General features: G+C 34.7%; 10 protein-coding genes. 5 read left to right on the forward strand and 5 right to left on the reverse strand.

Going from position 1 to position 13,957, the window contains the following annotated elements; all coding sequences use genetic code 11:
• Positions 1 to 47 precede the first annotated feature (47 nt).
• Together Q0893_RS06935 and Q0893_RS06940 are read right to left on the reverse strand one after the other, a co-directional pair.
• On the reverse strand, positions 48 to 431 hold the full coding sequence (locus Q0893_RS06935) for a hypothetical protein (protein WP_298900321.1): 384 nt from the start codon (positions 429 to 431) through the stop codon (positions 48 to 50).
• A gap of 108 nt (positions 432 to 539) precedes the next feature.
• Positions 540 to 1,772: a glycosyltransferase N-terminal domain-containing protein gene (locus tag Q0893_RS06940; protein ID WP_299273778.1), complete on the reverse strand. Its 1,233-nt coding sequence runs from the start codon at positions 1,770 to 1,772 to the stop codon at positions 540 to 542.
• Between the two features lie 81 nt (positions 1,773 to 1,853).
• On the opposite strand from Q0893_RS06940, the gene Q0893_RS06945 reads away from it, so the two are divergent.
• Genes Q0893_RS06945 through Q0893_RS06955 form a run of 3 tightly spaced genes read left to right on the forward strand, consistent with a single transcriptional unit; the run spans position 1,854 to position 5,325 of the window.
• Positions 1,854 to 3,008, forward strand: coding sequence for a DegT/DnrJ/EryC1/StrS aminotransferase family protein (locus Q0893_RS06945; RefSeq protein ID WP_298900319.1), 1,155 nt, complete (start codon positions 1,854 to 1,856; stop codon positions 3,006 to 3,008).
• Between the two features lie 7 nt (positions 3,009 to 3,015).
• Entirely contained in the window at positions 3,016 to 4,038 is a 1,023-nt protein-coding gene (gene galE / locus Q0893_RS06950; RefSeq protein ID WP_298900318.1) for a UDP-glucose 4-epimerase GalE, read from the forward strand.
• A 9-nt stretch (positions 4,039 to 4,047) separates the two neighbouring features.
• Entirely contained in the window at positions 4,048 to 5,325 is a 1,278-nt protein-coding gene (locus Q0893_RS06955) for an amidohydrolase family protein (RefSeq protein WP_299273783.1), read from the forward strand.
• 50 nt (positions 5,326 to 5,375) lie between these two features.
• Here the strand turns inward: Q0893_RS06955 and lspA are convergent, their stop codons facing one another.
• The 3 genes from lspA to Q0893_RS06970 form a co-directional block, all read right to left on the reverse strand.
• The gene (gene lspA / locus Q0893_RS06960) at positions 5,376 to 5,894 is read right to left on the reverse strand and encodes a signal peptidase II (RefSeq protein WP_298900316.1); all 519 of its coding nucleotides are present in this window, start codon (positions 5,892 to 5,894) and stop codon (positions 5,376 to 5,378) included.
• Positions 5,895 to 5,899: 5 nt separating this feature from the next.
• Positions 5,900 to 6,793: an ACP S-malonyltransferase gene (fabD, locus tag Q0893_RS06965; RefSeq protein ID WP_299273787.1), complete on the reverse strand. Its 894-nt coding sequence runs from the start codon at positions 6,791 to 6,793 to the stop codon at positions 5,900 to 5,902.
• A gap of 76 nt (positions 6,794 to 6,869) precedes the next feature.
• Positions 6,870 to 8,429 (reverse strand): NAD(P)/FAD-dependent oxidoreductase, encoded by a 1,560-nt coding sequence (locus Q0893_RS06970; RefSeq protein WP_299273790.1) that lies wholly within the window; start codon positions 8,427 to 8,429, stop codon positions 6,870 to 6,872.
• A 245-nt stretch (positions 8,430 to 8,674) separates the two neighbouring features.
• Between Q0893_RS06970 and Q0893_RS06975 the strand changes: the two genes are divergently transcribed.
• Both Q0893_RS06975 and Q0893_RS06980 read left to right on the forward strand, forming a co-directional pair.
• The gene (locus tag Q0893_RS06975; protein WP_299273793.1) at positions 8,675 to 10,222 is read left to right on the forward strand and encodes an AraC family transcriptional regulator; all 1,548 of its coding nucleotides are present in this window, start codon (positions 8,675 to 8,677) and stop codon (positions 10,220 to 10,222) included.
• A 614-nt stretch (positions 10,223 to 10,836) separates the two neighbouring features.
• The gene (locus Q0893_RS06980) at positions 10,837 to 13,950 is read left to right on the forward strand and encodes a SusC/RagA family TonB-linked outer membrane protein (protein WP_298900312.1); all 3,114 of its coding nucleotides are present in this window, start codon (positions 10,837 to 10,839) and stop codon (positions 13,948 to 13,950) included.
• The last annotated feature ends 7 nt before the right edge of the window (positions 13,951 to 13,957 follow it).

The raw sequence follows: 13,957 nt of genomic DNA on the forward strand, positions 1-13,957 counted from the left end.
AAAAGCCCGATGTTTATCGGGCTTTTTTTATCTAGGCAACTATTAAATTAGTTATCTTTTTTCAATTTGTCTGCAGCGTCGTTTAAAGCTTTAGATCCTTCTTCTTTGGCTTTGTCTACAGCATCAGTTGCAGCATCTTTTACACCGTCAACAGCGTCTTTAGCTCCTTCTTTTACTGCGTCAGCACCTTCTTTTACTGCATCTCCAGCAGCATCCATAGCATCTTCAGCACCATCTTTTACAGCTTCAGCACCTTCCTTGATAGCGTCTCCTGTCGCTTCTGCAGCGTCTTCAACAGCATCTCCAGCTTTTTCAGCTGCATTTTCAACAGCATCTCCAGCTTCTTCAGCTCCTTCTTTAGTTTCTCTACATGATGTTACAGACACAACAAGTGCCAATACCAATGCGATGTTTAAAATTAATTTTTTCATTGTAATCGTTTTAGTGTTAATTGTTATTTCACGAAATTAGTAACTTAAATTGAATTTTTTAGTAAAAATTTAACATTTATTAAGATTTCACCATATTCACTCAATGCACTATATACGAATGTAGTTTGCAATTTGGACTACTGCGCCTTTATTTTTAAGGATGAATTGGGCGTTTTTATCACCTTCAGTATGGCGATACTCATTTGAAGTTATCAAAGTGTCCAAAACCGTTTTTAAATCGTTTTCATCTTTTACTGAAGTTACACCCGCCTGTTCAATCATAGCGAAGGCTTCTGGAAATTTATCGTAGTTTTTGCCAATGATAATTGGAACACCAAAAACAGCTGGCTCTAAAATATTGTGTAAACCAGTTTGTCCCATAGCACCACCAACATAAGCAATATTAGCATAACTGTACGCTTTAGAGAGAAGACCTATGGTGTCTATAACCAATACCTTATATGAGGTTAAAAGTTGCCCTTCCTTTTCAGAAAACAAAACCGTAGGAACGTCTAGTTTAGAGGTAATGTCTTTTATGTGCCCAGATTTAATTTCGTGAGGTGCTATGATGAATTTTAAATGTTCCGAAGCATTAGCATTGATATAAGGAATGAGTATAGCTTCATCTTCTTGCCAGGAACTCCCAATAACAACACAAGTACTACCATCCTTGAATTCTGTAATAAAATTCAAAGTGTTGCTTTGTAACAATTGATTACTTACGCGGTCAAATCTGGTATCTCCAGAAACCGTTACATTCGTGTAATTAATTGAGCTTAAAAGTGTTTTAGACTGTTCATCTTGAACAAAAATATGCTCGAAAGAAAAAAGTGCTGTTTTACGTTTACCACCATAAAATTTAAAGTAAGATTGTTTTGATCTAAACAAAGCTGAAATTAAAATAGCGCGACCACCTCTTTGTTTTAACTCATGCAATAGATTGGGCCAAATATCATATTTAACAAAAACTGTAAAATCGGGATGAATCAAGTCTAAAAAACGTTTAGCATTGGCTTTGGTATCTAATGGCAGATAGGTAACCACATCGGCAATTTTGGAATGTTTTCTAATTTCGTAACCAGATGGCGAGAAAAAAGTAAGAATGATTTTATGTTTCTGATAGCGTTGTCGCAATATTTCAAACACTGGAAGGCCTTGCTCATATTCGCCTAATGACGAACAATGAAACCAAATTGTTTTGTCTTTTGAGTCAATTTTTTTCTTAATGTTCTTGTAGGTTTGTTTACGTCCTTTTACACCAAGTTTTATCTTAGGATTAAAGAATGCAAGAACTTCTAGGAAAAAGCTAAGGATATATATGCCTGCTGTATACAATATCAAAACAATTTGTTCGTGCTAAAATACTGTTCTTTCAAATAAATTCATTGCTTAATGCTAATGAATTTTGTAAATTCGTCGGGTATGAAAAAAATTCAAATGGTTGACCTCAAAGGTCAATATAGTAAAATAAAAGAAGCAGTAGATAGTTCTGTTTTAGATGTTTTAGAGTCTACAGCTTATATTAATGGACCTAAGGTTCATGGTTTTCAGAAAAATTTAGAAAATTATTTAGATGTAAAGCATGTAATTCCTTGTGCTAATGGTACAGATGCGCTGCAAATAGCAATGATGGGATTGGGCTTGAAACCAGGTGATGAGGTAATCACGGCCGATTTTACATTTGCCGCGACCGTAGAAGTTATTGCCTTGTTGCAACTTACTCCTGTGTTGGTAGATGTGGATCCTGTAACATTTAATATAGATATCGAGGCAATTAAAAAAGCCATAACGCCAAAAACAAAAGCTATTGTCCCAGTACATCTCTTTGGTATGTGCGCCAATATGGAGGCCATCATGGAAATTGCTAATGCAAATGACTTATATGTTATTGAAGATAATGCTCAGGCTATTGGTGCTTCATATACCTATGAAGATGGACGTAAGGTAAAAGCAGGAACCATTGGTCATGTAGCGTCTACATCATTTTTTCCATCCAAAAATTTAGGTTGCTATGGAGATGGTGGTGCCATTTTTACAAACGATGATGATTTGGCCCACACTATTAGAGGTATTGTAAATCATGGAATGTATGTGCGTTATCATCATGACGTTGTTGGTGTAAATTCGAGATTAGATTCGATTCAAGCGGCGATTTTAGATATTAAATTGCAGCATTTAGATACTTATAATAAGGCCAGACAAAATGCAGCAAGAGCCTATAGCAAGGCTTTTGAGGGACAAGCGAATATTATTGTTCCTTCTGGAAAGAATAAGTGTTCAAATATATATGAATCAGATGATTGTCATGTATTTCATCAATACACATTACGTATTTTGAACAGCGATAGAGATGCATTGGTTAAGCATTTAAATGACAATGGAATCCCATGTGGTGTATACTACCCAATTCCATTGCATCGCCAAAAAGCATATCAAGATTCAAGATATAATGAAGCAGATTTTGAAGTTACTAATCAGTTAGTCAAAGAAGTGATTTCACTGCCTATGCATACCGAATTAGATGACGAACAAATTGAATTTATTACGTCAACAGTTATAAATTTCGTTAATTCATAACATGAACATGAAAAAAGTTCTAGTTACTGGTGGACTTGGATTTATAGGTTCGCATACTGTTGTCGAACTACAAAACGAAGGTTTTGAGGTGGTTATTATAGATGATTTATCTAATTCATCTATTGATGTTTTAAATGGAATTGTTTCTATAACGAACCAAAAACCGATTTTTGAAAAATTAGATTTAAAAGATAAATCTTCAGTAGAACTTTTTTTTAGAAAACATAATGATATAGCCGGTGTTATTCATTTTGCTGCGAATAAAGCCGTTGGAGAAAGTGTGAATAAACCACTTTTATATTATGAAAATAACCTCAATACGCTTATTTATTTGTTAAATGAGATTTTAGGTTTAGAAACGTCTAGTTTTATATTTAGCTCATCATGCACAGTTTATGGTCAGGCCGATGAAATGCCTATCACAGAAAATGCTCCTATAAAACCTGCAGAATCCCCTTACGGAAATACAAAACAAATTGGTGAAGAAATTATAAGAGATACTTGCAAGGTAAATTTAGATTTAAATGCTATCGCCTTACGATATTTTAATCCAATTGGTGCTCATGCTTCATCAAAAATAGGAGAGTTACCCATTGGTGTGCCTCAGAACTTAGTTCCCTATATTACACAAACGGCGGCTGGATTAAGATCGTATTTATCCGTTTTTGGTGATGATTACCCAACACCAGATGGAACATGCATAAGAGATTACATTCATGTTGTTGATTTAGCAAAAGCTCATGTGTTTGCTTTGCAACGTCTAATGAATGGTCGACAAGATTCAAATTTTGAAACCTTTAATATTGGAACAGGGGTAGGAAGTTCGGTGTTAGAAGTTATTAAGTCTTTCGAAAGAGTTTCAGGGAAATCTTTAAATTATAAAATGACCGCTCGAAGAGAAGGTGATATTGTTAGCGCCTATGCAGATACTAAAAAAGCGAATTCAATTTTAGGTTGGAAATCACAATTAACGCTTGATGATGCTATGCTATCTGCATGGAATTGGGAAAAACATATTAGGAATTTATAACCATTTATAATGAAAAAAGTAATACAACTTAGCATTCTTTTACTGACATTCACAGTACTAGGACAAAACACCTATTTACATTGCGGAAAACTTATTGATACGGAAACAGGAACCATTGAAATAGAAAAAACGATTATCGTTTCTGGAACTAAAATTATAGCTATTGAAAATGGATATAGTTCAACGAAATCAGGAGAAGATATAGTGATTAATCTAAAGAATAAAACGGTCATGCCAGGACTTATTGATATGCATGTACATATTGAACAAGAATTTGGGCCAAGAACGCGTTTGGAGCGCTTTATCTTAAACGAATCTGATATTGCTTTTAATTCGGTAGTGTATTCCAAAGAGACCCTTTTATCAGGATTTACAACCGTTAGAGATCTTGGGGGAACCGGAGTTAATATTTCGGTAAGAAATGCCATAAACGGTGGAAAAATTGAAGGACCTAGAATATTTACCGCAGGAAAAATTATTAGTTCTACTGGTGGGCATGGCGATTTTACAAATGGAGCCAAAAAAGGGCTTCTTGATGATCCAGGACCAGAAGATGGTGTTGTTAATAGTGTGGATGATGCCAAAAAAGCCGTAAGACAACGCTATAAAAACGGAGCAGATTTAATAAAAATTACAGCAACAGGAGGAGTGTTGAGTGTGGCAAAGAGTGGTGATAATCCGCAATTTACGGTTGAAGAGGTGACAGCAATTTGTGATGCAGCAAGAGATTATGGTATGCACGTAGCGGCACACGCCCACGGAGATGAAGGGATGCAACGTGCCATTCTAGGAGGTGTTAAAACCATAGAGCATGGTACTTATATGAGTGATGAAACTATGGAGTTAATGAAAAAGCATGATGCGTATTTAGTTCCTACAATTACCGCAGGAAAGGAAGTAGAGGAGAAAGCGAAAATAAAAGGGTTTTACCCAGATATTGTTGTGCCTAAAGCATTAGCAGTAGGTCCTCAAATTCAAGGTACTTTTGGAAGAGCCTATAAAAAAGGTGTGAACATTGCTTTTGGAACCGATGCAGGAGTGTTTAAACATGGTAATAGTGGAAAGGAATTCGGGTACATGGTTGAAGCAGGAATGCCTGCAATGGAAACTATTAAAAGTGCTACGATTACCAATGCAATGCTATTGGGAATGGGAAGTGAATTAGGTCAGTTAAAAGAAGGTTATATAGCCGATATAATTGCCGTTAATGACGATCCTACTAAAAATATATCTACGATGGAGGATGTTGTTTTTGTAATGAAAGATGGCAAAATTTATAAAGACTAATCTAAAAACATATTATAAAAAAAAGGTCTCGTTTAAACGAGACCTTTTTTTTATGCAGTTTGTGTTTTTTTCTTTTTTGAAAAGAATGCAACATAAGCGAGTATGAGCATTCCGAATGTAACCGACATGTCTGCTACATTAAAAATTCCAGTTCTAAAAACACCACCAAAATCTAAATGAAAGAAGTCTGTAACAGAACCAAAAACAACACGATCAAATACATTTGCTATTCCACCTCCAGCAATGCAGCTTAAAGCAATTAAACTGAGTCTGTCTAAAGTTTTAGTTTTTATAATATAGTATATCAGATATACCAAAACGGCAATTGGCAGCAACTTTAATAATAAAAGTTTAAGCGTTGGGTTCATATCACTTCCCATACCTAAAAATGCGCCAGGATTTTCTACATTCATCATAATGAAGGTATCACCAATAACGTTAATTCTTTCGCCAGGATCTGTTTTGGTTCGGGGCACAATATTAGCCCGAACAATAATTTTTGAAATCTGATCTATTGCAACATTAAATGCTGTAAGTAAGAGTATTCCGGCAGTTCTAGATAACTTCATATAAATTAAGCGTTAGATTCTAAAGCTGCTGAAGCTGTTTCTGTCTCTCTATTAATCTTTTTAACAAGCCCTTGAAGCACTTTTCCAGGGCCAACTTCTGTAAAAAGAGTTGCGCCATCTGAAATCATTTGCTGAACCGATTGAGTCCAACGTACTGGAGCTGTTAATTGAGAGATTAAATTGACTTTAATCTCATTTTCGTCAGTCACCGCCGAAGCTGTTACATTTTGATAAATTGGACAGTTTGGTGTGTTAAATTGTGTGTTCTCTATAGCCGCTGCTAGTTCTTCACGTGCAGGTTCCATTAAAGGAGAGTGAAATGCACCACCTACAGGAAGTACAAGAGCGCGTCTTGCGCCTTCTTCTTTTAGTGTTTCACAAGCCGCGTTAATAGCATCAATTTCTCCCGAAATAACCAACTGGCCTGGGCAATTATAATTTGCAGCAACCACAATACCATTTGTCGTAGCACAAACTTTTTCTACGATATCATCATCTAATCCCAAAACTGCTGCCATAGTGCTTGGTTGCAATTCGCATGCTTTTTGCATGGCTTGTGCTCGTTGGGAAACTAGTTTTAATCCATCTTCAAAGTTTAAAGCGCCATTAGCAACCAAAGCAGAGAACTCTCCAAGAGAATGTCCAGCAACCATATCGGGTTTAAAATTATCACCTAAAGTTTTAGCTAGAATTACAGAATGTAAAAAGATAGCAGGTTGTGTAACTTTAGTTTCTTTTAAATCTTCGGCAGAGCCCTCGAACATAATATCTGTAATAGAAAAACCGAGAATATCGTTTGCTTTTTCAAATAGCGCTTGAGCTAATGGTGAGTTTTCATATAAGTCTAGGCCCATTCCAGAAAATTGAGCTCCTTGACCAGGAAAAACGTATGCTTTCATTGTTATCAAATTTTATGCGACAAAAATAGGAATAATATCTTTAAACCAATAAGAATGAGATAAAGACAAATTAAATTTATAAATGACCAGTTGCAGCCTCTGCACAGCGCTCACCATCCATCGCAGCTGAGACAATTCCACCTGCATATCCGCCACCTTCTCCACAAGGAAATAGGTTTGATATCTCAGGATGACATAGTTGGTCGTTTCGTGGGATATTTACTGGAGATGATGTTCTTGATTCTACGCCAATAATGTTGGCTTCTGATGTATAATAGCCTTTCATTTTTTCTCCAAAAGATTTAAAACCTTTTCGTAAAGAGCCTCCAATAATTTTTGGAAAAAGGGAATGTAATGGAGCAGATTTAAGCCCTGGTTGATAAGACGTAGGGTTTAAATTAGAAGACAACTTGCCCTCAACAAAATCTGTTAAACGTTGCGCAGGTGCTGTTTGCGATCGTCCTCCTGCGGTAAAAGCCAAACGTTCTAGATCTTTTTGATATTCTAATCCTTTTAGAGCTCCATGGTTTTCATATTTGTACAAGTCTCTGTCCGCATTAATTTCTACAACAATTCCAGAATTAGCAAATTCGTTATTTCGTTTGGATGGAGACATACCATTAACAACAATTTCTCCATTTGCCGTGGCAGCAGGAACAATGAATCCACCTGGACACATACAAAATGAGTATACACCTCTATGATTGACCTGGTGCACCAAACTATAGGCAGCGGCAGGTAATAATTCATCTCTTTTTTCACCACGACAGTGATACTGGATTCCATCAATAATGTCTTGCGGATGTTCTACGCGAACGCCCATAGCAAATGACTTAGCTTTTAACTGAACCTTTTTCTTATCCAATAAATAATAAATATCGCGGGCAGAATGACCTGTTGCTAAGATAACCTGATTGACATCAAGTTCTTCTCCGTTTTTTAATACAAGCGATGCGATGCGCTTATCTCTTATATTGAAATCGACGACTTTAGTCTCGAAATGTACCTCACCACCAAATTTTAAGATGGTCTCACGTATGTTTTTAACTACTTTGGGTAGTTTATTGGTGCCAATGTGAGGGTGGGCATCAACTAAGATCTGATTAGTAGCTCCATGATACACAAGATTTTCGAAAATTTTTCTAACGTCTCCACGTTTTAAACTTCGTGTATATAGCTTACCGTCACTATAAGTGCCAGCGCCTCCTTCTCCAAAGCAATAGTTGGAGTCTTCATTAACAATATGATCTTGGTTAATGGCTTTAAGGTCACGACGTCTGTCTTGAACATTTTTTCCACGCTCTAGAACGATTGGTTTATAACCTAATTCTAGGCAACGTAAGGCTGCATACATTCCGGCAGGACCAAATCCGATAATATGAATTGGTTTTGCTGTAGTTACATCTTTATAATTGAATTTATATGCTATTTCGTCGGTTGGTTGTTCATTAATAAAAACCGCTACTTTATAGTTTAATATGATGCTTTTTTTACGGGCATCTATCGATTTCCGAAGTATTTTTACCCCAGAAATTGCCGTTTTATCAACATTAAAATATTCAGAGGCTTTGGTGATCAAAATATCTGGTTTTCGCTCTTCTTGAAGTGTAATACGGAGTTGGATTTCTTTGATCATAATGCGAAAATAAGAAAATACTTGTCAAATGCTATCTTAGAGTATTTCTAGGGTTGCCCGATCTAGAGTATTGAGTATTATATTAACAAAATATTAAGAAAATTAAATCCAAAAAGAGTTGAATTTATTGTGAAGATTAGTGTTAAAATGTGTTAAACAAGGTAAATTTACATCGGGATTTACTTCTTTTCCGAAATTGTTAACACTTTTTGTGAGAACTTTAGTAAATTGAAAATAAAAAACCTATGAAGTTCCTTAAAGGCTTTCTGATTTGTGTTTCTTTATTCTGTGTCAATTTACAGGCACAGGAAGGAGATATATTATCTATATTAGAAAGCAATTATGAGAATGGTACTTCAAAAGATATTCTTCCAATTTCGGATAACGTTATTGCACTAAATGTAAATTCTGCAGATTTTTGGTATTTAAAAGCCCTGTGCGAAGATCAAGTAGGTGATTATTTATCGGCAAGAAATAGTCTTATTAAATCTAAGGTTAATGGCTATTACAAAAAATCTGTTCTTTACTTTCATTTGGCAAGGACTGAATTAAACCTTAATAATAAAGAAGCGGCATTGGCTTATGTTGAAAAAGCCTTACAAAGGAATGCTAAGCCAGAAATGTTTAGAAGCGAGGCGTTTAGCGGATTGAGTGATAGCGTGCCTTTTATGAAATTACTGGATTTATATAGACCAAAATTAAATGGATGGACTGGCTTCTTTTTCTTTATTGCACTTCAAGGTATTTTGTTGTTTCTCATCTTGTTCTTTAGAAAAAAGGGGAATACTAAAGCCAATAGAAACTTAGGACTTTTCGTGTTGTCCTTTTCATTTATATTGTTATTCTATGTAGGTTACAAAAGTCGTTTTCTATACGAATATCCACTTATCTATTTCAGAAAACTCTGGATTCCAATCATGTTTGCCCTGGGGCCATTGTTATTATTTTACGTGAAAGATTTATTTAAAATCAAATATTCTCTAAAGTTTAAACTTGCGCATTTAGGTCTGTTTTTAATTGGTTTTGCATTTTATGCGTCATTTCATTTACTCGACCCTGCTAATCAAATCTATAATGTTGCCATGGATATTCTATGGTATGAGTGGGTGAAAAATGCTCAAATGCTTATTTATTTGATCTTAATCTATAAATTGGTGAAGAAAGCTAAAGATCATGTAGGTGCAAATGTTGTGAAGTGGTTAAATTATATGATGTATGCTTATGCAGGATTTGTGCTTTCATTTGTTTTGTATTCGACACTCAATAATTTTGACTTTTTCTATCGCGATGGATGGGACTATGTGATTTGTTTAATTATTTCTGCATCTATTATATTGATTGGCGTGTTTGGTTTAGTACAGCCACAAATATTTTGGGGCTTTAATGTGGTTGGAGCTTTTACAGCCATTAAGTATGAGAAGTCTGGATTAATTCCAAGTTTGGCAGCAGAACTAAAACAAAAGTTGATTGAACTCATGGTTGATGAGAAAGTATATAAAAACAATAATTTGAATCTGGATCAGCTGTCTGAGATTCTTGGTACGACCAAGCACAATACTTCCCAGATTATTAATGAGCACTTTAATGAAAATTTCTTCGATTTTTTAAATGACTTTAGAATTGCAGAAGCAAAAGAACTATTATTAAACGAAGAACAGAAAATGACCGTTTCAGAAATATTATATGAAGTTGGTTTTAACAATAAGGTTACGTTTAATAGTGCCTTTAAGAAAAGAACTGGAATTACACCAACTCAATATAGAGTTCAGGCATCTCAAGTAAGAGCAGTTTAACTTCACTTTTTTATAATACTTATATATATATAAGATAGTAAATAGGCAATTAGCCTATTTTTTTTCTTCGTTTCTTTTCTGTTTAAGTTTATCAAGACGAAATGTGCCACATTTTATGTCTAGTTCTTTTATAATCGGAAAGAATATACCTACCTGTAATCATCATATTAGTGTTTGAATTGACATTAGGTCTAATTGAATACTTATGTAGTAGTAAGAGCCTTTTTTTGCAAGTGTTTTAGAATATCTGTATAGTTTTTCATATAAAATTTGTTCTATTAATAAATCATATAATTGCTGTAAAAAATTGATAATCAATATGTTAATTTAACTTAAATTTTAACATTCTTCACATGGCTGAATTATATAGTAAGAGTGGGTCGGGAAGTGGTAAACTATTATCGGAATTGCCTCTGTTCGTGTAATTCTTCTCTTTTTTTACATCAGCAATTGCAAGGCTAGGCAGTCGTTGCCTTACTATATTTATGAAATATCCATGTTAACTTTAATTTCATACTGAGTAATTATTTTGAATTAGTCTTTAAAAATAACAACGCTGCCTGCCTTTCTCAATTGCACTATAACTAATATCGTAATAATTAAAATTTAAGCTTATGAAAGTAAAAAATTATGGTCTAGTGTTAGTGCTCTTGTTTTTAAGTGTTACATCAAGTTTTGCACAAGAGAGGACTATCACAGGAAAAATTACATCTGCGGATGATGGCTTGCCATTGCCTGGAGCTACTGTAATTGTTAAAGGAACAACAAGAGGTCAACAGACTGATTTTGATGGACAGTATTCTATTAAAGCCAGCACTGGGGAAATTTTGGTTTTCTCGTATGTAGGTTACCAAACTGTAGAAAGAACAATTGGAGAATCTAGTACAATTGATCTTATTATGTCTGCAGACAACACTTTAGATGAAGTTGTTGTTGTTGCATATGGTAATGTATCATCATTAAAAAAGAACACTGCCGCTGTTAGTACAGTAAAAGCTGAAATTCTTGAAGATAGGGCTAATGCATCTGCATTACAAAACCTTCAAGGTCAAGTGGCTGGTTTAAATATTGCAACTGGTTCTGGACAACCTGGTAATGATAGTACTATCATACTTAGAGGAGCAGGATCAATTAATGGTAACATCGAACCACTATTTATAGTAGATGGAATTCCAGTAGATGAAGATAACTTCAGAAGTATTAATCCAAATGACATTGAAACATATTCTGTTTTAAAAGATGCGGGTGCAGCGAATATTTATGGAAACAGAGCGGCAAATGGTGCCATCGTAATTACTACTAAAAAGGGAAGGTACAACGAAAGTTTAAGGTTTAGATATACCTCGGCTTACGGAAATTCTGAATTACAAGATCAACCATTTGAATTAACAAACTCTAGACAAATTCTAGAATTCCAAAGAGCTAATGGCGCAGGAATTGGTGTTGGTTTAACCGATGCTGAAATCGCGGCAATAGCAAGTCAAGCAAATACTAGCTGGACGGATGTTTTCTTTAGAACTGGTAAAACACAATCACATGATTTAACAATTACTTCAGGTGGTGAAAATTCTAATAACTTTACATCGCTTCAGTATTTTAATCAAGATGGTATTTTTGTTGGATCTGACTTCCAACGTTTTTCATTAAGAAATAACTTCAATGGAAAAACAGAAAATGATAAATTTAACTACGGATTTAACTTGTCGTTAGCTTTTTCAGAAACAAACGAACTTGATAATGCAGGTAGTGGAGCTACATTCTTTAACCCATTTAGTGCTGCACTTCAAGGTCTTCCTTATTTAAGTGTATTTAACGCAGATGGTTCTCAAACAATCGATGGTGGTATTACACCTGGTGATGCTGGAGCTATTTTATCTAATGGTGCAACGAACTTCCCTTACGTATTACTTAATAGTATTGCATTAAATACTGACCGTGAAGAGGAAATTAAAATACTAGCATCTTTAAATTCTAGTTGGAACTTTGCTAAAAACTTATACGCTCGAGTTCAACTTGGTGCAGATTTAAGTACAGAAAAACGATTAGAGATTTTACATCCAAATAGTATTCTTGGACCATTCCAAGCAAATGTTATTGGTAACCAAGCACAGTTTGGTGGAATTCATGAAGAAACTTATACTAGAGATTTCAGACTTAATTTATCACCTTCTATTAGTTATTCTAATGTGTTTGATGAAAAGCATGATGTTACGGCAACAGCTTATTTTGAATACTCTAGAGGATTTTTAGATGGACTTGATTTTGATCAAACAGGTATAGATCCAAGACTTGTAGGTACTGGTTCATCATTTATCCCAGGAACAACTACAGAGCCAAACCCGGCGAATGGTGTATTAGTTAATCCTTATATCCCAGTAGTAAACTCATTTACAAGTGAAGTGGGTAACTTATCAATATTTGGAACATTAGATTATGAATACGATGGTAAGTATGCTGTTTCTGCAGGTATTAGACGTGATAATTCATTTAGATTTATTGGTGATAATGCTTGGGGAACATTCTGGTCTGTTTCAGGACGTTGGAATATTAGTGAAGAAGCATTCATGGAATCATCTGGTTTTGATTTATTAAAATTAAGAGCTTCACATGGTTTATCTGGTAATGATAGAATTACTGGTGGATACTATGGAGGTTTAAACTTAACGAGAAGTTTATATACAGCAGGAACTGGATATAATGGTTCTGTATCTACTGTAGTAACTCAATTAGAAAATACTAATCTAAAATGGGAGGAAACTACACAAACTAATATTGGTCTTGATTTCGCAGTGTTGGATAACAGACTTAGTGGTAGTTTAGATGTGTACAATAAAACAACAGACGATTTATTCCAAAACAATCAAATATCTTTAATTAATGCGACAGCTTCAATTCAAGCGAACATCGGTTCATTAGTAAATGAAGGTGTAGAATTAGCATTAAACTATAGAGTTGTAAATAATGATAATTGGAGAGTAACTGTTAATGCTAACGGATCGTATAACGAAAATACTATCGAGCAATTACCACCATCTACAAACGGATTGGTAAACACAGGTGGATCTACAGCTTTAGGTGAAGGACAAGCATTAGGATCTTACTATTTAGTAAGATATGCAGGTGTTAACCCATCTAATGGTAATCCATTATTCTTAAAAGCTGATGGTGTTACACTGACAGAAACATTAGATGCTGCTAACGATAGAGTATTCCTTGACAAATCATTCTACCCTACATGGCAAGGTGGTTTTGGAACAGATATCAGACATAAAGGATTTGAGTTTACAACACAATGGTCTTTTGTTGCTGATGTATGGTTAAATAACTTGGATTATGCAGATTTACAAGAAGTATCTGTAGGTTCGGTTAATAATGGTAGAAACAGATCTGTAACAGTATTTAACGCTTGGGAGCAACCAGGTGATATTACTGATGTACCAAGAGTTGGTTCTACATTTTCAAGTGTGAATTATATCAATTCAACTGATAGATACTTAGAAGATGCATCCTTCTTAAGATTAAGAAACATTACGTTCGCTTATAATTTGCCAGCTAAGTTTCTTGAAAATACTCCTATCTCATCATTGAGATTGTATTTACAAGGAGAGAATCTATTAACATTTACGAAGTTTAGAGGTTGGGATCCTGAGTCTAATTTTAGACCAACAAACAGAGGACAATTCCCTACACCTAAGATTTACACGTTTGGTGCAACAATAAATTTTTAAAAAAATG

The organism is uncultured Psychroserpens sp., assembly GCF_947494225.1.
In the GTDB taxonomy this organism is placed as follows: Bacteria; Bacteroidota; Bacteroidia; order Flavobacteriales; family Flavobacteriaceae; genus Psychroserpens.